At 66.1% G+C, this 20,513-nt stretch carries 20 protein-coding genes; 3 read left to right on the forward strand and 17 right to left on the reverse strand.

The window, feature by feature from the left end; all coding sequences use genetic code 11:
• Positions 1-160 precede the first annotated feature (160 nt).
• The 14 genes from ACIHFD_RS65310 to ACIHFD_RS65375 all read right to left on the reverse strand — a co-directional run bounded on the left by ACIHFD_RS65310 (position 161) and on the right by ACIHFD_RS65375 (position 15,033).
• Complete coding sequence (locus ACIHFD_RS65310; RefSeq protein ID WP_397375521.1) at positions 161-1,042, reverse strand: radical SAM protein; 882 nt, start codon at positions 1,040-1,042, stop codon at positions 161-163.
• Positions 1,042-1,977 carry a hypothetical protein gene (locus tag ACIHFD_RS65315; RefSeq protein WP_397375522.1) on the reverse strand — a complete coding sequence of 312 codons (936 nt, stop codon included), beginning with the start codon at positions 1,975-1,977 and terminating at the stop codon, positions 1,042-1,044. The genes ACIHFD_RS65310 and ACIHFD_RS65315 overlap by 1 nt, the downstream gene beginning before the upstream one ends.
• A gap of 10 nt (positions 1,978-1,987) precedes the next feature.
• Complete coding sequence (locus ACIHFD_RS65320; RefSeq protein WP_397375524.1) at positions 1,988-3,004, reverse strand: hypothetical protein; 1,017 nt, start codon at positions 3,002-3,004, stop codon at positions 1,988-1,990.
• Positions 3,001-4,065, reverse strand: a complete 1,065-nt coding sequence (locus ACIHFD_RS65325) for a hypothetical protein (RefSeq protein ID WP_397375525.1) — start codon at positions 4,063-4,065, stop codon at positions 3,001-3,003. Before ACIHFD_RS65325 ends, ACIHFD_RS65320 begins: the two co-directional genes overlap by 4 nt.
• A complete protein-coding gene (locus ACIHFD_RS65330; RefSeq protein ID WP_397375526.1) occupies positions 4,062-5,279 on the reverse strand; it encodes an MFS transporter in 1,218 nt (405 codons plus the stop codon). Before ACIHFD_RS65330 ends, ACIHFD_RS65325 begins: the two co-directional genes overlap by 4 nt.
• Complete coding sequence (locus tag ACIHFD_RS65335) at positions 5,272-6,723, reverse strand: DUF885 family protein (RefSeq protein ID WP_397375527.1); 1,452 nt, start codon at positions 6,721-6,723, stop codon at positions 5,272-5,274. Before ACIHFD_RS65335 ends, ACIHFD_RS65330 begins: the two co-directional genes overlap by 8 nt.
• 12 nt (positions 6,724-6,735) lie before the next feature.
• Positions 6,736-8,181 carry an amino acid--tRNA ligase-related protein gene (locus ACIHFD_RS65340; protein WP_397375528.1) on the reverse strand — a complete coding sequence of 482 codons (1,446 nt, stop codon included), beginning with the start codon at positions 8,179-8,181 and terminating at the stop codon, positions 6,736-6,738.
• A 68-nt stretch (positions 8,182-8,249) separates the two neighbouring features.
• The gene (locus ACIHFD_RS65345) at positions 8,250-9,599 is read right to left on the reverse strand and encodes a radical SAM protein (protein ID WP_397375529.1); all 1,350 of its coding nucleotides are present in this window, start codon (positions 9,597-9,599) and stop codon (positions 8,250-8,252) included.
• A 1-nt stretch (position 9,600) separates the two neighbouring features.
• Complete coding sequence (locus ACIHFD_RS65350; RefSeq protein WP_397375530.1) at positions 9,601-10,338, reverse strand: class I SAM-dependent methyltransferase; 738 nt, start codon at positions 10,336-10,338, stop codon at positions 9,601-9,603.
• A gap of 55 nt (positions 10,339-10,393) precedes the next feature.
• Positions 10,394-11,707, reverse strand: coding sequence for a coproporphyrinogen-III oxidase family protein (locus ACIHFD_RS65355; protein ID WP_397375531.1), 1,314 nt, complete (start codon positions 11,705-11,707; stop codon positions 10,394-10,396).
• Between the two features lie 96 nt (positions 11,708-11,803).
• Positions 11,804-11,968: a hypothetical protein gene (locus ACIHFD_RS65360; protein WP_397375532.1), complete on the reverse strand. Its 165-nt coding sequence runs from the start codon at positions 11,966-11,968 to the stop codon at positions 11,804-11,806.
• 97 nt (positions 11,969-12,065) lie between these two features.
• Entirely contained in the window at positions 12,066-13,037 is a 972-nt protein-coding gene (locus tag ACIHFD_RS65365) for a threonine/serine dehydratase (RefSeq protein ID WP_397375533.1), read from the reverse strand.
• A 20-nt stretch (positions 13,038-13,057) separates the two neighbouring features.
• The gene (locus tag ACIHFD_RS65370; RefSeq protein ID WP_397375534.1) at positions 13,058-14,389 is read right to left on the reverse strand and encodes a helix-turn-helix domain-containing protein; all 1,332 of its coding nucleotides are present in this window, start codon (positions 14,387-14,389) and stop codon (positions 13,058-13,060) included.
• Entirely contained in the window at positions 14,344-15,033 is a 690-nt protein-coding gene (locus ACIHFD_RS65375; RefSeq protein WP_397375535.1) for an SDR family NAD(P)-dependent oxidoreductase, read from the reverse strand. Before ACIHFD_RS65375 ends, ACIHFD_RS65370 begins: the two co-directional genes overlap by 46 nt.
• Positions 15,034-16,266: 1,233 nt before the next feature.
• Here ACIHFD_RS65375 and ACIHFD_RS65380 point away from each other — a divergent pair.
• The gene (locus ACIHFD_RS65380) at positions 16,267-16,545 is read left to right on the forward strand and encodes a hypothetical protein (RefSeq protein WP_397375536.1); all 279 of its coding nucleotides are present in this window, start codon (positions 16,267-16,269) and stop codon (positions 16,543-16,545) included.
• Between the two features lie 348 nt (positions 16,546-16,893).
• Complete coding sequence (locus tag ACIHFD_RS65385; RefSeq protein WP_397375537.1) at positions 16,894-17,739, forward strand: glutamate ABC transporter substrate-binding protein; 846 nt, start codon at positions 16,894-16,896, stop codon at positions 17,737-17,739.
• A 501-nt stretch (positions 17,740-18,240) separates the two neighbouring features.
• Here the strand turns inward: ACIHFD_RS65385 and ACIHFD_RS65390 are convergent.
• Complete coding sequence (locus ACIHFD_RS65390; RefSeq protein WP_397375538.1) at positions 18,241-18,639, reverse strand: hypothetical protein; 399 nt, start codon at positions 18,637-18,639, stop codon at positions 18,241-18,243.
• Between the two features lie 226 nt (positions 18,640-18,865).
• Between ACIHFD_RS65390 and ACIHFD_RS65395 the strand changes: the two genes are divergently transcribed.
• Complete coding sequence (locus ACIHFD_RS65395; protein WP_397375539.1) at positions 18,866-19,324, forward strand: hypothetical protein; 459 nt, start codon at positions 18,866-18,868, stop codon at positions 19,322-19,324.
• A 67-nt stretch (positions 19,325-19,391) separates the two neighbouring features.
• On the opposite strand, the gene ACIHFD_RS65400 is transcribed toward ACIHFD_RS65395, so the two are convergent.
• Positions 19,392-19,778 (reverse strand): hypothetical protein, encoded by a 387-nt coding sequence (locus tag ACIHFD_RS65400; RefSeq protein WP_397375540.1) that lies wholly within the window; start codon positions 19,776-19,778, stop codon positions 19,392-19,394.
• Positions 19,779-20,023: 245 nt separating this feature from the next.
• Positions 20,024-20,296 (reverse strand): hypothetical protein, encoded by a 273-nt coding sequence (locus ACIHFD_RS65405; protein WP_397375541.1) that lies wholly within the window; start codon positions 20,294-20,296, stop codon positions 20,024-20,026.
• Positions 20,297-20,513 lie beyond the last annotated feature (217 nt).

A 20,513-nucleotide genomic window follows, 5' to 3' on the forward strand; every position in this document is an offset into this window, starting at 1 on the left:
GGCAGATGTACGGGCGGGCCGGCTTCGCACTCCTGCGTCATCGCATCCTGCTCGGCTAACCACGTTCCGTCACCACCGAAAGTGGGCCAGAGCCACTGACTGGACACACCCTATTTCCGAGCGGGGCAGGCCGCAGAACGGAGAGCCGACCAGCCAGCGATCAGGTGAGTGAGAGGCATCCCGTACTGGCGCACGGTCCAGCCGGCCGGCGCGCGAGCAGCGCTCTCTTGCCGATCAGGAGCTCCGGCAGCGACACGTCCTTGATGTTCCCCAACGACGTTTCGCCACGATGGGCACAGACCCAAATGTCGCCATCGGAGTTCACGAACACGCCTTCCTGGCCCGTCACGCACGACCGGATCATCGAGATCCGGCCGGAAATCAGGAAATGTCGCAATCTCTCAAAGTAGACCCGGCTCTTGAAGACGTCAGCCGACTCGTCGATGACGCGCAGCAGCTCAGTGCGTTCAGCGGAGGTCAAGGTGCTCATGCTCAGTGGATGTCGGGATGGTACCGCCACCATGAGCAGTTCGACCTGCCATTTCCGTTCCCGCGCCCGGCGGACGAGCTCCTCGACCTCTCTCCAGTTGAGACTGGTCACCACCATGATGATCTGCAGCGGCACTCCCGCCGCGTCGAGACGCTCGATGCCCGCCAGGGTCGCCTTCGTGCCACCGCGAACCCGATCGGCTGCGTCGGGACTCATATGATCGATGCTCACGTCTGCGCCACAGCCCAACCGCGACAGTGCCTCGGCGATCTCATCGGTCACGCGAACCGCGTTGGTGAAGACGCGTACGGCGTCGACGTGCCGACGCGCCACTGCCGCCAGTTCCACCAGGTCCGGGCGGAGCAGGGGCTCGCCACCCGTGAGCGCCACGCTCCTGACGGGCAGTTGCAGCGCGCACCGGCGCAGCCAGCGGTCGTAGTCGGGAGCCGTGAGCCGGTTGGGCGTGTAGCTGTACTCCCCCGTCTCGAAATAGCAGTAGGTGCAGGTGAGATTGCACTGGTCGGCCACCATCCACATCTGATGGGTGAACATCACCGCTCCTTGTCGAGGGAGGAGTCGCGGGAGAGAGGCAGGTCGAAGTGGAGGCGCTCGCGGCGTCGGCCGCCGATCAGCCCACTGTCGCCGAAACCCGCGTGGAGCCGCCCATGGCTCTTTTCGAACAACGTGGCGGGCGGTAGCCAGGGTGCCGCCTTGTTGAGGCCGATGCCGAGCTCCACCATCGGGGAACCGACCTCGGGTAACGACCCGGCGTCACCCTCCCAGGAGAGCCTTCCGCGAGACACCCGGGCGCGCACGTTCCTGCCGCGGGCCACGGTCAACTCGACGGCTCCATGGAACGACTCGGGCGCAGCCACGACCCATACCTCTCCGTATGGCAGTTGCAGCACGGGAACGTCGAGGAGCGCGGAGGTGAAATCATCCCTCACCTCGAACGGCCGGCTGACCTCTAGAACACTCGCGTTCCCCGAGCGCACCACGAGCTGTGCGCTGTCCTGAAGGACCGCGCGCAGTTCCGCGCCGGCCGCGGCCACGGTTCCCACGTCGACCGAAAGCGCGCCCAAGTAGGCGTTCCGCAGCGGGTCTGCGGCGACCGTACGGGTCATTCCGTGCGGGAAGTCGACGAAGACCACTTTGACCCCGGAATCCAGTAGGCGGTAAAGGGCCAGGAGGTCAGCGCCGGGACGAGCCGGGCCGAAGGGATCGTGATAGATGAGCACGTCCGCGGCGTAGGCCCGACCGTCGACGAGCAGGTGTCCATGATCGTCCGGAGTGGGGGGCGCCCAGCAGCGGTCCTGCGGGGCCAGCCGGACGTCGCCGGCCTCCACACCCATCTCCCGAAGCATTCGTAGGAGGCCGGTCCAGAGGGGATCGTTGCCGCGCCGCATGAGCAGAGCCGTCGCCGCGCGCGGATCCAGCCGCGTGACGGCCTCCGCGATAGCGGCGATCGCCTTCTCCTCTAAAGGCACCACGGACACCTCAACCCTGCCGCGTGGGGAACAGCCGGGCATCGGCCGGATCGGAAAGGCCGCACAGGACGGTGATGAGCCGCTCCCAGAACACCTGGAGGACGGCGCCCTCATACTCGGCCACTCGATATCCGCCGAGGTGCAACCAAGCGCCGCTCAAACCGTTCTGGAGAGATATCCAGGTCGGACACCACTGGCGCGAAATGCCGTGGTCCTCCCGTAGTGTGGTGCTGTCGGTGAGATCAAGGAGTCTGGCCACAGTCACGGAGTCACCGCCGCACACCGCCAGCCGGGTCCGGCCCTCCGGCAGCTGGATCGTCTCCGGTCGTGCCCCCACAGCGCGCAACCGCCCTATCAGCACGGCATGGGCAGGGGCGGGCCAGCTCGACGGGGGATCGAAGAACACCGGCGCCCGTTCCGCGGTGGCGAAGCGGCCGAACGCCGCGACCGGCACGCCGCTGCCCGCTGCCTCCGCCAGCCGGCAGATCAGCCCGGTACCGAGGTCGGCCAGTTGGTCGGGGACGGCAGTCGCATCCGCCACCAGGAGCCGTTCCTCCTGGCCGGTGTCCCTCTCGGCGCCATCGTCGGTGGGACCTTCAAAAGTGGGCGGGACGAATGCGAAGAAGCGGTCCAGGCCGCCCCCGAGGGCTTCCGCGACGGCCGCGTCACCCGGGACGACAGGCAGACTAACCTCAGGGAGGTGCCGCCTTCGGAGCTCGATGTGGCATGCCAGCCTGATGTCGCTGGCCAGTTCAAGGTGCGGGACTGGGTTGGCGATGAAGCGTGGGCGCACAGTGCGGCCGATCTCGCGCCCGCCGCGCCCTTCGATCCTGGTCACATGCAAGGAGTTCCGTGGGCCGGCACGGCCCTGGACCAGGATGGGAGACTCTGGCCGGAGCCCGAGGTCACGTAGCAGGCCGGAGTCGACCCCGATCAGGCGCAGCCAACCGGTGGCCATCGCGAGATAGAACCAGCCTTTGTCCCTGACCAGCCAACCGGCGTGGGTACGTGCCGCTCTGGCGTTCATGGCAGAGCTGCGGGGTCGATGTCCACGGCTTCCCTGACCAGCGCGACCACCTGAGCCCCGGTGAACTCGGCTGGCTCGACGGCGAGTGCACGGACGATGTCGTGCAGAGCGCGGGCGTCCGCATGGAAGGCGGAAAGCCACCACCGGGTGCCGACCGCAAGCAGGTCGTGATAGCTCTCCAGGGAGAGTCCTGCACGTTCAGCAGGCCCGACGCTGAGCAACTGCTGGAGACGATGTGCCGCGTCCTGCCTGAAGTAGGACCGTGTGATCAGATCGTAGGCCGCGTTCCCCCAGCGTTCCCTGACGTAAAGTGCCTGGAGCGCTTCCGGCAGGCACTCCTGCGGCCAGAGGAACCCTGCACCCGTGAAACGGACGCGGTTGCCGAACCACTGATGGGAAAGTTCGTGCGGCAGGAACTGGCCGAACAACGTGGCGTGGAAGTCGAGCAGGCCGGGATGGACGGCGATGACGCCCGGGTAGCTGTAGGCGTAGGCGCCAGGCACCGCCACGTCCACGATGCTCACGTCGTCGATCGGCCCTAGCCACCCTGTCAGCGTCTGGAGAATACGCGTGATCTCGCGACCGGCCCGGCGATCGGCCGCGACGACCTCGCCCTGCCGTACCTCGACATGGAGGCGCGGTTCGTCGTCCGGCGGCCAGGCCACGACGAGCGGGATCCCGTGGTGCGGATCCGTGCCGCAAACGAGACCGCCCCCGCCGGTCGCCCAGGCCGTGGTGATGGCGACGTGGAAGTCGCCGACGGCCGGTCGGGCGAGCCATGGCTGATCCGGCAGCAGGCCGGCCCGTGCGCCGACCGGAACGGCGTAGGCGATGCGTACTCTGCTCACATCATGCGAGCCGAGCAGGGTGAGCCGGTCATCCTCGTGCCGCCACGCGAGTGGCGAGCCGTCCTCATCGCGGCACTCCACCATCTGGCAGCCGGAGGCCAGCGACACCACGAGCGCGTCACCGGGGTCGCGTTCGATGTGCGTCTCGATGTGGAGGACATCGCGGTCATGGCGCAGGCTCGCCGACACCAGCGCGCGGAGCTGTGCTCTCACGACAGGCTCTCCTCGGTCTCGGCCAGTACGGCGACGCGCTGGCGAAGGGCGAGGAGCGGCAGCAGGGCAAGCGCCGTAATGACGGTCGCTGCGAGCCAGACCTCTCGGAAGCCGAACACCGAGATCAGCCCGCCGGCACCGAGCGTGCCAACGATACCGACCAGGGTCTGGATGCTCGACCTGGCGGAAGTCCAGCTCGTCCGCTTCTCCGCAGGGACGAGATCGTGCAGCCAACTGCCGAAGGCGATCAGGTCGAGCCCGAGCCCGATCTCGTAGCAGATGAGCCCGACCGCCCACAGGGACCAGTGGGGAGCCAGACTCATTATCAGGTATCCAACGATGCATGTCAGCAAGCCCACCGCGGATACCACAGGCAGGCCCCACCGGCGGTTGAGCGGCGCGGCGAGCCAGATCCCCAGCGCCATCGCCGCAATCGAACCGGCCAGGACCACGCCGATGCTGCTCTTTGGCATACCGAGTTCTTCGGTGGCGAACAGCTGGTAGCTCAGCAGGAAACTCGTGAAGCCGACATGGACCAGCGCGCTCTTGTAGATGACAAGCCTCATCGCAGGATCGCGAGCGACCAACCGGGCGTTGGTCCACACCTCGGCGGGGATATTGGCGAGCTTGCCCTGCGGATCACGGTTGTCCGTTCCCGTCAGGAGCAACACCAGCGCCGTGACGAACGCCAGCGCGGCGGCCGTGAGGAGCACCGGCTGGGGACCGTAACTCAGCAGGGGGCCTCCAAGGAGGAGCGCCGCCAGCGCTCCGGCGACCATGGAGATGCTGGCAGCCTTCGACAGGACCGCCGTGCGCCTGTCCCCGGCGCCGATGCTTTCCAGCCGGTCAACGACCCAGGCGGCGGGGGCCCCGGAAATCAGTGCCATGCCCGCTGCCCATAGCGCCATGGCCGCGATGAATCCGAGCGAGCCTGTGGAGAAGCCGTACATCAGAAGGCCGACGCCGACGAGGGCCGCGCCGGCCGCTGCAGTGCGTTTGCGGCCCCACTGATCGGCGAGGTTGCCGGCGGGGAAGTCCACCACGGCCAGCATCACGGACCCCAGGGTCAGAACGGTGGCTATTTCCTCCGGGCCCAGCCCCTGCTCGTCCATGCGCAGGATGTAGCCCGTACCGAAGAGCTTGTCCACGACACTGATCAGTACGCTGAAAAGGCCGAAGGAACGGACCAGCCGACGCACCTGTGGGCTATTCACCGCTCAGCCCCTTCCCGAACAGGTCGACGACGCCGTTCTGCGCCACCATGGCCTCCATCTCTCTTTCGCCGAGCTCGACAGCAAGCTTGCGCAGCGCCAGATAGCCGACTATCGGCGCCGTTGCCCGCCAGGGTTCGAAGTAGGAGTGCATGACGAGGGAGGCGGCGTCGGCCGAGCCGCAAACACCCATCGTGGTCAGGCTTTCCACCACTTCTGTGAACGGCCTGCCGCGTGCGTGGACGAGTAGTGCGGCAAGCGCCTGGCCGCAGTACTTCGCCATCCTCGCGTGGAATCGAGCGTTCACCGAGGGGTCGGCAGCGAGACTGGCGTACAGCCCCTCGCACCAGCGTCCCCAGCCCTCAACGAACGCCGGGTTGCTGTGCCGGAGGCAGAGTCGGTGGCTGCGGTGTGCACGCACCTGAGCCGTCTGCTGCCAGTGATGGCCGGGGAAACACTCGTGGACCAGATCCAATTCGAGATCGGCCCGGTTCGAGTAGACGCCGGGGCGGATGAAGACGACCGCCGGTCCACCGCCCCGTGACGCGGCGCTTTGGTAGCTCGCCGAGGTGACCCAGGGCACCGTGTCATCGGACACGTCCAAGCGTAAGGAGACAAGGCATTCCTTGCCGTCGAACCTCGGCAAGAAGATCCCGGCGAGCCGTGCGACCAGTTGGTCGATCTCGCTCACAGACCTGGCTATCCGGCCGGGGACCGCCGCCGGCGTGCGAGCGACCTCCCGCCTCGACCGGTCGAGCTGGCACCGCAGGACATGCTCGAGCTCTTCAGGACCGCACGCGATGCCGGTACGGGCCCGCAGCCCCACCTCCCAGATCTGCGCTCCCATGGGGCGCAGCGGATGTCCATTCCCGATGGCCTGTGACAGCCACGCCGAGAATCTGTCGATGCTCGCACCCGCTCGCGCCATCTCATCCGCGCATCCTCCGCCAGCGGATTCGCCCATCTGCTGCAGCAGACGATGGCTGGCGGCTAGATGGCGTACGGCTCGCCGGAGGTCGACCTGGCCGGCCTCCCTGCGGTTCAGGTTCCGCATCCCCGCGCCGAAGAGGTCGGGCAGGTTCGCCAGGAAGGCGCGGATCCATTCCGGCGGCAGTGGCCGATCGCGGAGGCCGCCCGTGGCTGCCTGCGCGAGAATCCCGTAGCACTGCCGATCCACCCAGAACTGTGGATCCTTGTGCCAGCTCAGCGCGGTGTCGAGCTCGAAGCGGTGGTCGTCAAGGCACCAGCGCAGGAGGCGCACCTCATGGTCGTCGGCTGCGTCAGCTACCTGATCTACCTGATCGCTCATTGACTGGTACGCCCCGCTCAGCGCGGCGGGGTCGACCGGCGTGGGTGGGATGGTGAACTCGTCCCAGGCGAACGCGTACCCCGGATGGTGCGTGACGGCGACGGTGAGATACCGCTGCACGAGATCGGCCCAGGTCATACGCGACCATCCTCAGCTCTTGGCCGGAAGCCCGGTGACCGCGCATTGCCCGGACCCCGTCTTCGGCATGATCATCACATCGCGCATGGGGACGCCGAGGAGCAGGGCCACGAACCGTTCCCACCCGATCGAGGTGTTGTGCAGCGGTGGCGCGCCGAACCGGAGAGCTTCGAGATAGTACCCGTACATCTCCTCCGGATCCGACACTCCCGCGTGGGCGAAGTTTTTCAGCAACTGCCCGGGCTCCACCTCGTTCTGGCTGCCACTGAGCAATTCGACGCCGTTGACGACCAGGTCGTACGAATCGGAGAGTTCTCCGGCGGGCCCGAGTCGCTGGCCGAAGAGGCATTTGCTGTGGTGCGAGCGCGCCTCGTGCTCCTCTTCGGACAGGAACGGCTGGCGCCGGATCCACAGAGGACCAAACGCGGGCGGCTGCTCGCCGGTGATGAGCGGGTAGAGGGCCTGCGCGAGCTTGCGGACGAAGGCCTCTGCCCGCTCTCCCTCCGCACAACCCACCAACGCCACCGGCGCGGACAGGGGCAGACCGGGGATCACATCGCCGAGAGTGACTGCTCCGTCGGAGTTGTACTGGAAAACCGTTTCCGTGCCGAGGTGCCGGTCTGCCATGCTCCGGAGCGCATGGGCGATGTCCGCAGTGCAGCGAGGGACGATGAGCGCCCGAATCCGCTGACCGGGGCGGCCGAAGGGCCCCCCGTCCAGCACGGGCGTGGGGAACGCGCCGTAGCGGTAGTCGGGAGTGTCCGAGCCGAACCGGCGCAGGCACGCATCGTAGTCGAGCACGGGAAACGGCCCCCGCCCCCAGGAGGGAAGGCCAAGGGCGCTGTTCACCGCCTCGAACAGACCCTCCAGAAGGCGCATCTGCTCCTCAACGCAGGTGAACGTGACCGCGAGGTTGAGCTGGGTGAATTCGTACGCCTTCAGCGGCGACGCGCTCGGTTCCGCACGGAAGCACCGGCTGAACTGGAAGGCACGGTCCACCCCGCCGATCGCGCACAGCATCGCCGGTAATGTGGGCGACTGCAGCAGCCAACTCCCCGATTCGGGGTCGGCGGGGTCGGTCACCCGCAGTTCCGACTCACCGTACTCCCTGCTCGCACGCCACAACTGCGGGGTGTTCGCCTCGACGAAGTAATGATCCGTCAGGTAGCTCCTGGCAACCGTGACCGCCCGATCGGCCGTTCTGAGCAGTTCGACCGCCTCGCCGCTCCGGAACCTGAGGTAGGAGTACGGCGAATCGCCGCTGGCCACGTTCTGCGGCAGGGTGGCCGTCATGGGCCAGACGCGTGCCGACGTCCCGACGAACCCATCTGCCGACTTGGTCACCTGCAGTTCGACGGCGTCGCCGGTCCGGACACCGGCGAGCTCGGCCCACGACTCGACGGCGATGGACCCCGTCGAGTCGGTCACCTGCACGGCGTCCGCGCTACGGTCGGTCACCCAACCGCACACGCGGATCCTGCTGCCGATTGGCTTCGCCGCCGCCGCGGTGGCCATGGTGCGGGGAATCATTGTGGCGCGCCGATCGAAGGCCGGGTGAGCACGAAGGGCACCATGGTCTTGAAGAACTTGCAGCGGTCGGGGTTGAGACCGCCGCCGTTGAGGAGCCGCTCCAGCGTGCACGGTCCGCCGCACACCATGCCGGCGATGCAGCCGTCACAGTCGTCCACGCTTGCGGTGTCGTAGTGCCAGTCGGCCACGCGCTCCTTGGGGATCTGATGCACGCTCGGGGTGGTGACACGTTCGTCCTGGTGCCACACGATGCAGAACGACAGCGACCCGTCCGCTGCGACGTATCCGCCCCAATGCGCGTCGGCGCCCGTGGGGTTGCCTTCAAAACAGCGGTCGGGCTGCGGCCTGCGCTGGTTGATGAGCTCCACCAGGAACGCGCCCAGCGACTGGAACTCAACCCCGCGACTGTTGCAGAACAGCCATGACTCCTGCACGGAACGGGACAGCGCGAGGCCGTCCACTTCCCATCCGTCCACCGTCGGCTGCGGAGCGTTCACCGCCACGCTCTTCGCGTCGATCTCCTCGACCACGAAGCGGACGATTTTCGGCAGGATCTCCACCGTCTCCGGCAGCAGCGTGATGAGAAATTGTGGCTCGCCGCCGGCGGCCCGTATCTCCTTCACCGCCTTGATCACCAGGTCGTAGCTGCCGCGGCCGTTGTGGAACACGCGATGGCGATCGTTGATCTCCTTCCAGCCATCCAGGCTGATGGTGAGACTGACCTCGTGCTCAACCAGCCACCGGGCGCGTTCACTTGTCATCAGCGTGCCGTTGGTCGTCATCTCGTGGGTGAACCCTGCGATACGCCCCGCTGCGACGGCCTCCTCCAATGCACGGGTGGTGTCCTGGATCAGGTCCCACCTCAGCATCGGCTCCCCGCCGAAATACTGCACAGTCGGCCAGCCGTTGGGATTCTGCTGAATGAGCCATTCCACGTGCTCGAGAAAGCGCTCCGTCGGTGCGGCCTCCTTGGGCAGGTCCTTGTAGATGACCTCTTCGACGAAGCAGTAATCACATTTCAGGTTGCACCGCTCGGTCAGTGACATGCGGAGAAACTTGAAACTGCCACTGCGCGTTTTCCGCTGCGTCACGCGGATGTCGGTGAGCTTGTCGAGCAGGCGGCGCTCCTCAACGCGGTCGACGGGAACCAGCAAGCCGGCGTCGACGAGCACCTGTTCCGTCGCGTCGGCGGTGCCACCGGCCGCACGCGGCTGCTCGAACGAACGCCACACCTCTGCGTCCTCCTCGCCGCCCTCGAGGACCTCGAGCGTGATGCTGTTGAAGAATGTGACGCCCGTCTCGTGCGGCAGTACGTGCCCGTATTTCGACTGCTTGTAGATAGTCAAGTCATTCACCTCGTGTCGCCACGACCACCTGCGGGCCGTCATACGCTGACTTCCGTTGTCCGGTGGCGTAATTACCCACCAATTCGTACAGCCGCAACTTGGCGACCTTGAGCAGTAACAGCATTTCCGCCGGGTACACGTAGCGCATGGTCATTTCCGTGAACAGTGCGGGGCCGAGCACTCCGTCGGGTCCTATCCGCCGGTGCGTCATGCGGAGTTTCTCCCGCTGGGTGAGCGGCTCCACCAGCACGGTCTGCTCCGCCACGTAATCGGCGCCCTCAGGGGTCCGGAATCGATGGGACTGAACGGAGCCCGATCCAGCGGCGAGGAGACGGAGATCCGGAGTGAAGATGTCGATGACCAGAACCCCGTCATCGGTGAGGTGGCGGCGCATGGCTCGCAACGTCGCCAGTTGGTCGCGTTGTGTCAGGTTGTAGAGGAACACGTTCCCCGGCATCGTGACGAGCGGAAAGCGCCGGCCGAGGTCGAGGGTGCGCATGTCGCCCGTTTCCAGGGTGAGCCGCTGCTGCACGTCGGCGGGCTCTGTCGTCATCCGGCCGCGTACGGCGCCGAGCATGCTCTCGGAGAGATCGATCCCGACGACTTCGTGGCCGTCCCTGACAAGGGGGAGGGCGAACAGGCCGGTCGCCACGCCGATCTGGAGAACCGGACCGCCGTACTTGGCCGCCAGCGAACGAAGGTGCTCGATCGCCGGGTTGCCTGCCCCGTCGGCGAGCAACGGAGAGTGGTCGTACAAGGCGGCCAGTTCGTCCCCGTACCAGTTTCGTCTGTGATCATTCACAGCATGCCCCTGCCTTGACCGCGGAGTGATCGGCAGGTGCCAGGACCTCTTCAATGTCGCCCAGCCGGAGGATTCCCAGCAACGTGAGCTCCAGATGATCGGCAGTCGCATGGACCAGACCTTCGGCGACCATCCACTCGATCTCGGGTGCGAAGACATCGTGCGGCGACGGGCCGAACCGGTCTTCGAACGCCTTGAGCGAGTACCGCCGTTCGCGGATGCCGTAGGAAAGGTGACGAACCATCCGCGCCCGCTGGTTCATGTGGTCAGCCATCGTGGCGGTCTGGGCGCGGGCGTCGGCCAAGGCCATGTATCTGTTGACGTTGCGATCGTTCTCGTAGACCACATCGTCCAGCTGGCTCACCGCCGCCTGACCCACCCCCAGCCAGTCCTGCCCTCTCATCTGCCACAACCCGTACTGGTGGTGATGCTCGGGGCCACGGCTGTAGTGGAAGCTCGTGTATCTCTCGAACCCGCTGGCGCGCAGCAGCGAGTCCGCCACCTGGAGTTGCTCGTGCCGCTCCCGGAACTCCGTGCTGGACTGCCTGCCGGTCTCGATGAGCGAGTTGAGGCGCGTTCGCGGATAGACCCACAACGGGTACAGCGCGATGTGGTCGACCCCGAAGTCGAGGGCCGCCCGCACATCCGTTGCGATCACATCGGTTCCGCCACCGGGCAACCCGTAGATCAGATCAATGCCGACAGAAGGGAGGCCGGCCTGCTTCGCCTGGGTGATGGCGCGGATCGCGTCGCCGCGCTCATGCCGGCGTCCGATGGCCTCCAGCACCTCGTTGTTGAAGGTCTGCACGCCCATGTTGAACTTGATGTTGCCGGCGGCCTTGAGGACCGCCAACTTGTCCGGGGTCACAGACGTGGGAAAGCCCTCGACCAGTATTTCGGCATCCGGAGCGTCCCGGAGGAAATGCCGCATCCGGGTCAACACACCATCCAGCTGAGTGGGATCCAACATGGTGGGTGTCCCGCCGCCGAGTTGAGCGGTCGCGAACGGAGCGGTGCCGAAGGTGCCGTCCTGGGCGTAGAAATCCAGTTCCGTGTTCAGCGCTCTGGTATACCGGTCGATCAGCTCGGGAGTCACGCTCTTCCCGACGACGGTCACAAAATCGCAGAAATAGCATCGCGTCACGCAGAACGGCACATGAACATAAAGCGCCAGTGGGTCGGATCCGCGGCGAACCTTACACACCTGGTCTACCTGCTGTTCAGCGCTCGGCATTTTCGGCTGGAATCTCACGGGAAACGGCAGGGAAACCTTGGGCGATCCCCTGCCCGTGCTTACGTCGGCCATTGGCGCAGATCCTTGAGAATCGTCACTCTAGGTAGGCGGTGCCCCCCGGCTCTTACACCGGAGAGCACCGCATTTCACTGTGTCACGACTATGCGACTAGTCGTCGTCCCGATCCCGTGGAACTTCAGCGATAGCGCTGATCAGCTCCTGCTCGAAATCGCCGAAATCGGCAAAATCGGAGTCCATAATGGGGTAGTGACCCGACCTGGAGCACGAATTGCCTCCGGGGGCCGACATCGTAATAGCCTTGGACTTCAGCATTTGACACCTCCTTCATTTCTTGGCCTTATAGCCCGATCGTACGACCCATCCCGCCGGCGAACCGGCAATTACTTCGGCAAGATGCGGAATTTCCGCCCTATCGCGAATCGAGCAGGGAACGATGCCAGTCTGGGCGGGCATTTCCCCCCGACATCACGGCCGCGGCAGGAGCTCGATCCCGGCTTCGTCGGCGGAGCAGGGCCGCACAGGCGACGGCGCCGCTGGGCTCGGCGAGGATGCGGCCGGACTCGGCGAGAGTACGCGCGGCTTGAACGATCTCGGCTTCCGAGACCGTCTCCATGGCATCGGCATGCCTCCGTACCAGTGGCCAGGCGTAGTGCCCCAGGCTGGGCACCCGCAACCCGTCCGCGACGGTCCTGTAGGTGTCGGCGACAGGCCAGGCGGTCAGCTCCCCCCGCCGGTAACTCTCGCAGGCGTCCGCCGCCAGTTCCGGCTCGACACCGACGACTCTGATCGCCCTCCCAAGCCCTTTGAGCGCGACCGCCGTGCCCGCCAAGAGGCTGCCCGTACCCGTGGGCAGGTAGACGGTGCTCAGTTCCCGGCACTGCTCGGCCAGTTCCAGACCCACGGTGCCCTGACCGGCGATGACGTCGGGCATGTCGCAGCCGATCAGTGCGAGGCCGCGGCGATCGCGAATGTCCGCGGCGACGGCGTCCAGGGATGCAGGGTCGGTGATGACCAATTCCGCCTCGAGCGCTCTGAGCGCGTCGACCTTCACCTGCGGCGCGCTGTGCGGGACCACGACGACCGCCGCAACGCCCAGGAGCGCGGCAGAGTGAGCCACCGCACGTCCATGGTTGCCTGAGGATGTGGCAACCACTCCAGGCAGCGCCCGCGCGTCGGAGAGCTTCAACATCGCGAAGAGAGCTCCGCGGATCTTGAAGGAGCCCGTAGGTTGCCCTTGTTCCGCCTTGATCCAGACCTGGCCATCACCGTCTGTCCTCAGCCGGTGCACCGGGGTACGGGGGAGGTGCGGCTCCAGCCGTTCGGCCGCTTCGACAACATCGTCGAGGACTACGACATCCGTGGCGTCCGGGGATGGTTCCATGAGGCTCTCGCTGTCCCCTTTCACGGTACGGGGGCCAGCAGGACGCGACGCACCAGGTTCAGCAGGACGATCTCCGGCGAGGAGGCGCGATTCTCCATGCGTATGGTGCCGATCGCGGCCATCGCGTCGATCAGGTCGATGGCGGCGGAGACGGAGAGCTCCAGCTCGACCGCGATGTTCTCGACGGACCATCGCGAGCCGCTCCGCGCCAGCCGACGTGCGTGTTCGCGCTGAGAGCCGGTGAGGAGATCGCAGCTGTTCCCGATCACCTCCCAGACAGGATCGAACTCGCAGGGCACCGTCTGGTCCGACGTACCATCCGTGGCCGTAATCATGTCGTGGAGCAGCAATTCCGGGCTGAGCTCCGCGCAGCGGGCAGCTGCGAGTTCCAGAGCCAGCGGGATGCCGTCCAGAAGGCAGCACAGCTCGGCCACGCCCTCCAGGTCCGCCATGGGGACACTGGGGCCGGTTTGTCCCTGGTACATGCGCTCGAGGAACAGCCGGACGGACTCGGTCTCCCCGAGCTGGGCGGGAGCGTCCCAGATGTCCCTCGATGGGACGGCGAGCGCTGCAAGCCGAAGCGACAGCGCCCCCCTGGCCCGCCATGGAGCGGCCGTCGTGGCCAGCAGCCGCAGCCGAGGACAGGCGCGGAGGAGACCGAAGGCGAAGGCCTCTGCGGAGTCGCCGCCCTGCAGCCCGTCCAGAACGATCAACGCGTCGTTGCCGCCGATCAGCTGAGCGAGTTTGGCGCATGATCCGGCGTCACCCCGGATCGCGTCCAGGGAGATAGCTGTGGCGGCCGACATGATGGGGCCCGCGTCCGTGCTCTCGCCCAGAGGGACCCAGAGGACGGGCCAGCCGTTCTGCTCGCGCAGGCGCAGCGTGACCTCCATGGCCAGCCGGCTTTTTCCCACGCCACCAAGGCCACTGATCACGGCCAGGCGGCTGTCTCCGGCCGTCAAGGTGCGGGTGATGGTGTCTCTGTCATCGAGGCGACCGACGAACGAGCTGAACGGATACGGCGGGCGGAGATCAAAGCCGACGGTGGGCTTGGCACATTCTGCCGCGTCGTTCAGCAGGGCACACGAGATCTTGTCCAGCTTGAGCGTATCGGCGAGCATGCTGAGGGTCTGCCGCCGCGGCTTTCTAATGGACCCGGATTCGATATTGCGAATAGTGCGAATGCTTACTGTGGAGAGATCTGCCAGATGCTGCTGACTCAGTCCGAGCTGCTCCCGATGGGCTCTCAAGAGTTCGCCGAGTTCCAGGGGCCTTGCCCCAGGCTTGGCGACAGCCTTCACCACGGTCACCAGCACCATCCAGGTCGCCGAGGGTGTATTCGCGCCGACCATCTGGGGAATAACACAGTACGTCCCGTTCGAGTTGGTCGATGCGGTACTGGAGGAGACCAGCAGGACCGAGCGGCGGCTGCGCGGGTGGTGGTCTGACCTCGGCTGCGCGAGCAGTCGATGCGGTTGCCGCGGCCGGCCTTGGCCGCGGCGTAGTTGACCTGCCCGGCGTTCCCTCCGACGCCGGTGCCGGAGGAGACGTTTACGTTCTTCCGGTGGACTCGGACGCCGCGGGCGCGCTCGTGCTTGGCGCGGGCGCTCATGACCGGCCGTACGGCTCGCAGGATGCGGAAAGGCGACCTCAGGTGGACGTCCAGAATCAGGTCCCACTGCTCGTCGGTCAACTTCTGGATCACGCTGTCCCAGGTATGGCCCGCGTTGTTGACCACGATGTCCACCCCGTCATACGAGTCGACGGCCGCCTGCACGAAGCGCTCGGTGAAACCGTTGTCGGTCACGCTGCCGATGACAGCGACCGCGTCGCCGCCCGCAGACTCGATCAGCCGCGTCGTCTCCTCGGCCCGTTCTGGGTCCAGGCCGTTGACCCCGAGGCGCGCGCTCTGGTCGGCGAGCTTGAGCGCGATGGCCCGGCCGATTCCGCGCCCGGCCCCGCTGACCAGCGCGACCTTTCCGTCGAGTGTGCTCACAGGGAGATCCTTTCCGAGATGATGCAAGGGTGCTCGCCCGCGTGGGGTAGGAATGGCCAGTGGGTCATATTGCGGTGGCGGACCGGCGCGCGGTCAGGCCGTGACCAGGCAGGTGCCGGAACAGGTTGAGAACGCGGAACCGCGTCGACTCCCGCCCTCATGCCTCAGCACGCCGTGGACGAGCAGTCGCCTGGCCAGAGCCCAGCAGGTCGCGATGGGGATGCCCGCCAGTTCGGCCGCCTCTATGATCTAGATGCTTGCCCGCACGGTGGGCACGCGCTCCATGAGCGTCCTCTCCGCCCCTGACAATGAGCCGATGACCTCGTGCAGGACTAGGCCCAGGCTGGGCAGGCCGCCGTCGGGTGTGGGCTACCCGACCACGATGAACAGATCGGCGCGTACCTGCTCGAGAAGGTCCTGCGGCTCGCAGACCAACAACCACTAGGGCCGCCATCTCGACGGCCGCGGGCACGCCGCCCAGCCGCCGGCAGATTTCCGCGACCGCCTCCGCATTGGCCGCAGTCAACGTGAACTCCGGCCTGACCAAGCGAATTTGGCTCACCAGCATCTGCAGGGAGGGAAGCTCCAGGAGCCGGGACGGGGAGTGGCCGTGCCCGGCCTCCGGCCCGGTCAACGGTGGCAGAGGGCTCGTCTGCTCCCCCGGGATGCCGCCGGACGTTCTCACGGTGCGGAGTTTGCGTAACCCGCGTGCTTTCTGCAGTAACGAAATCAGCTGATCGGCAGGTGCCTCGAAATGGAGATCGCGGGCCGGTCGCCGATCAGCATGCTGAGCCGGTAGTGCCACCGTGAGAATCATGATGGTTCGCCGGAACCTCATTCCTTCTCCCATCTACGAGCCACCAAGGATTGAGTGATGTTGCTGATTCCTGCGGTGGATCGTACGGAGCGCTGCGATGCAGGACTATCCGGTAGGCGAACGGCCTGCGGCGCGATCCGGACACCGGATGATCGTTTCCGGAACGGGGCGCGCGTCACAGGCGTGCCATCGGGCGTCCAACCCGTGATCTCACGGCCGTCTGTGAGCTCACTCGCCACCATGGCGGAGCTTCCGCGCGTTCCGCCGCGTTGACGCAGGTCCAACGGAGGTCGGAGATGGCGCCTCAATTATCGCCACAGCGAGGGCCGGCGCGCTCGGGGCTCCTGGCGTGAACCTCTGAGGGGCCACGGTCTGGCGAGCGTCTTCCACTTCCGCCTCCACGTGGTGCCCCGCGGGTGTGGGGGATCGGCAGGCATATTCAGGGCAGCCAGATCTTCGACCACTGGCGCGACCCCGACCGGTTGATGGTGGAGCACTTCGCTGACGGGGACCTGCTCGACTGCACGGCGGAGCCCGGCTGGGCGCCCATGTCGGCCTCGGGGCTGGCGCAGTGGGGCCCGCCGGTCACGCGCGACTTCCTCGGCACCAACCCGTCCCCAGCCCTGCTGCGCGGTGTCGTGACGGCGCTGGCGAAGAGAACGAGATCGATGTCCCGCGGCTGCTGGGACCGATGAAGGCGATGAGAGCATGAGCGTCAACGTGCTGCGAACCGACAAGCTCAAGCGCCTGATCAGCCAGGGCATTCTCGTCGAGACCGAGCCAGGATTGTCCGCTCAGCCACGCCCTCAGCCCAGCTGATAACGCCCTGACCAGCCCACCGTCCCCAAGGCAAAGGACGAAAGGGGCATCAACTCGCGCGCCCACTGAGGGCGCCGGGCTGGCCCCCGACCGTCCCGTGGAGTGACCGGACGTACGGGTACTGCGGTGCCCGTACGTCCGCAAATCTCCAAGAAGGCCCCATTTCTCTGTTGAAACCGCCCAAGGCCGATCCGTATCGTTTGCCCAGCCCCCAGACTGTGTCCATGCGTGGGGTGGCGCTCGCGGGATTGACGGTGGCGACGTTGGTCGCCGCGTGCGGCGGCGCGGGCTCGTACACAACCGTCGTGGGCAAGATCAGGAACGCCGGCCGGGTCGTCGTCGGCACCAAGTGGGACCAGCCGAGCCTGGGCCTGAAGACCGGGGAGGGCCCTCCCGAGGGCTTCGACGCGGACGTGGCCAAGTACATCGTCGACCACATCGCCAAGGGCCGGCAGGTGCAGATCACGTGGCGGGAGTCAGCCTCGTCCGCCCGCGAGGCCCTGCTCCAGAACGGCAGCGTGGACCTCATCGTCGCCACCTACAGCATCACCCCTTCGCGCCGGCCCATGGTGACATTCGGCGGGCCCTATATCGCCACCCCGCAGGACACGATGGTCCGCGCGAGCGACACCAGCATCAAGAAGGCGACCGACCTGCGGGGCAAGCGGCTCTGCCTGGCGGAGGGCTCGAACTCCTACCGCCGGATCGTCGACCCCCCGCCCAACGGCAATCTGAACCTCCCCATGCAACTGGTGCCCGCGGCCAACTACTCCGACTGCGTACGCAAGCTGGCCGACGGCCGGCTCGACGCGATCAGCACCCTGGACCTGATTCTGGCGGGGTTCGCCGAGCAGGAGCCGGGCCGTTTCAGGCTGCTGAACGACCCCGTCAGCACCGAGGACTGGGGAGTCGGGATCAAGAAGGGCGACACCGCCACCTGCGAGGCCGTCAACCAGGCGATCGCCGCGATGTGGCACGACGGCACGGCCACGCGGCTGCTGCACAGGTGGTTCGGCAAGTCGGGGTTCAAGCTGCCGTCGTCCCTGCCGAAGCCCGTAGGGTGCTCCTGAACTGTGGGGACCGCCCCACGCCGTTGCCGATCTTCCGGCAGGATGCGGGTTGCCTTTGGGTCTGGCCCACTTTCCGTGATCAGCCGTCCTTCCAAGATCACAATCATGTCGGGCCGGATGCTGTGGGGCTCAATAACTCGAATCACTACCAGCGCAGAGCCCTTCGTCCGGTTGCGCGAAGGGGTGAGGGCGGCGAGCGGCCAGCCCGGGCCGGTTGGATCATGTTTCGTGGGCATGTCCACGGTGTACCAGGGGTCGCGTTTGTCATGTACACCTCAAGGGCTACCCTTGGTCACCCGACCTGGTCGAGCCCGCGCGGGTCCTACCAGCCGAGAACGCTTCGCCCCTGACCCCGTCACGCTCGGCGGCGGCCGCATCTTCGCCGCCTTCAACCAGCAGGTACGCCAGTGCGTTCCTTGCCATGCGACCATCGAGCAAACTGTGCCGACACCGCTGTTTTGCGGTTGACCTTCCACGACAAGGTCCTTCTTGCAAGGCAATTCAGGACAACCTATACCATGGTGAACTGGAACTCGTGTGAACCCGCGCCAGAATGCCCGCCTCCACAAGTTCGTCGAGCTGAGATTCCATGACATCTCGAGTAACACATACGGCCACCACGTCGATTTTCGATGACGTGGAGTCAAGGCTATTTTTCGGAATGAGCTTCAAATAGTACGGCCCGCCAAGTAAATAAACTTCACCTGCTTCACCCGCTTCGCCTCGGTGAACAGCGTGAATGGCGACTCCTAGGGAGCCGAGCACCGAGATCGGTGAATCAGTCCAGCCGGCACTCGGAAAATCAACTCCGTCGATCGCCACCCATATCCGCCCTGCGACGAAAAGCGGACTTCGCGAGCGTACATCGAGTTCCCCGACTGGCATCATCAGCTCGAACAAATAAGCTCCTTTTCCGGAATCTCACACATAACACCAAATATGCTAGATGTGCGCACAAATTGGAACTTCACGCACACATCCGGCACCAGCGTTCCGCTATTTGCTCTGAATTAGCTCGTAGGCCAAGGGGCGAGGGGGTAAATGGATCGCATCACCCCCCTCCCTCGGGAATTCGTGAATCTACTGCGCCTGCGGTGGTCGGTCGTCCGTGCTAAGGTCACCGGCCATGGTTGGCTTAGAAACGATCAGTAGCTGGCGGACGAAGATCTTCGTCTGGATCGGGCTCCCCGCCATCGCCATTATCGGGCTGGTCTTCAGTGCGGCCGATGTGGTTCCCGCATGGCAGGCCAACGCCGGGAACGGCACGCTCGGTACTTTCACCCCGGTCCACGAGGATTGCGGCCGGCGTTCTTGCTCCTGGTACGGCGACTTCACCGCCACGGAGGGCGGCGCCAAGCGGGCCGACGTCATTCTTTATGACGAGCCCGACGGAATGGCGGAGGGTAAGGCCGTGCCCGCGCGTGACACGGGTGCCCGTAATGGCGTGTTCTCCACGACGGGCGGGTACACCTGGCTGCTCACGACGGGTCTCGTCGCGGCGGGCGCGATCGCGGCAGTGGCCTGGATCGTCATGGTGGTACGCCTGATCAGCAGGCGGCGTACCCGCGTGCCCGAGCCGGCGTGATGAGGCGGCGGGCGCCATCCACGGCTGGAGTGCCGCCCCGCCGAGGTGGTCTACCGGGGCGCCCGGCCTATGAATAGTCGTCCTCGTCGTACTGCTCCAGGTGCAGCAGGGTGCGAATCTTTCCCACCGCTGGTTTTCCGTCGTAACGGATGGCGTTCAGCACCTCTTGGACGAGTGCGTCGGCGGTACGGGCACGGGCGGCCCCGAGCCAGTGGCGTTGCGCCTTCAGCGATTCGGCCTTGAGCCGGCCCATGGGACCGCGCAGTGCCCTGGGCCAGGCGGTATCGGTCAACTGCCGGATCTGTGTCTGGTTCGTGGTGGCGACCTGCGCCGCCCGGCGGCGTAGCACCGAGACGGACTGGCCGCCGTTGATCGCCTGTTCGAGTCGTTCGAGGGCGATGTTGTACGGGCGCACGATGCCCAGATAACGCCGGGCCGCCTGATCGTTGGTCAACGGCGTCCGGCTCGGCGTCGCCCGTGGCGAGGGGGTCGCCCGTGGCGAAGGGGTCGCCCGTGGCGAGGGGGTCGCGGTCGTGGATGAAGGGGGCGCGACTGCGACGTGCTGGGTCGTGTCCACGGGCTCGCCCGAGCACCCGGCGATCATGGTGGCGAGGACTAACGTTCCGGCAATGATGCGCACAAGTCCGCCATTGATCCACTCCGTCACCGGCATGTCAAGCGGCCGGTTCATCGACCGGTTCATCGACCGGCCATGCCTTCCGCTTCGACGCGGCGGAGGCGGTCCCGGGCGGAGATGCGTTCGATCTTCACGATCTTGTCGTGGGCGAACGTGAAGGCCGCGGCGCCCTGCGCCTGCCGAAAGTCACGTCCATGCACGTCAGGCAGACCATGCATCGCATCCGAGGTCCGTTGCGAGCCATCCTGCCTGTGGACGCAGATGACCAGGCGATGGCTGCTCGGTGGTTGCTCGCACACGTTCGATCCGCCGTAAAGTTCGAGTTCACCACGCAAGCCTGGCCCCAGACAGCCGCGCCGAGATGGGGGACAAATGGCACATAGCGCCGATGGTCAAGAACGCATGGTTGCTCGGCGGTTGCTCTTGTGTACGGACCGTGTATCGCGGTAGATCGTTCAGGCGGCCATCGTCAACTCAGATCCCGGTGATGAGCAGCAAAGGATCCGCTGCTTCTCGCGGGGATCCTTTCGGCTCTGTTTACAGCACGGGCTA

The organism is Nonomuraea sp. NPDC051941 (assembly GCF_044593615.1).

Bases quoted from the DNA above. Each gene is read 5' to 3' on its own strand.
- ACIHFD_RS65335 (WP_397375527.1), bottom strand. From the start codon at position 6,723: ATGACCTGGGCCGATCTCGTGCAGCGGTATCTCACCGTCGCCGTCACG.
- ACIHFD_RS65360 (WP_397375532.1), bottom strand. From the start codon at position 11,968: ATGCTGAAGTCCAAGGCTATTACGATGTCGGCCCCCGGAGGCAATTCG.
- ACIHFD_RS65385 (WP_397375537.1), top strand. From the start codon at position 16,894: ATGCGTGGGGTGGCGCTCGCGGGATTGACGGTGGCGACGTTGGTCGCC.
- ACIHFD_RS65365 (WP_397375533.1), bottom strand. From the start codon at position 13,037: ATGGAACCATCCCCGGACGCCACGGATGTCGTAGTCCTCGACGATGTT.
- ACIHFD_RS65355 (WP_397375531.1), bottom strand. From the start codon at position 11,707: ATGGCCGACGTAAGCACGGGCAGGGGATCGCCCAAGGTTTCCCTGCCG.
- ACIHFD_RS65310 (WP_397375521.1), bottom strand. From the start codon at position 1,042: ATGTTCACCCATCAGATGTGGATGGTGGCCGACCAGTGCAATCTCACC.
- ACIHFD_RS65395 (WP_397375539.1), top strand. From the start codon at position 18,866: ATGGTTGGCTTAGAAACGATCAGTAGCTGGCGGACGAAGATCTTCGTC.
- ACIHFD_RS65370 (WP_397375534.1), bottom strand. From the start codon at position 14,389: ATGGTCGGCGCGAATACACCCTCGGCGACCTGGATGGTGCTGGTGACC.
- ACIHFD_RS65320 (WP_397375524.1), bottom strand. From the start codon at position 3,004: ATGAACGCCAGAGCGGCACGTACCCACGCCGGTTGGCTGGTCAGGGAC.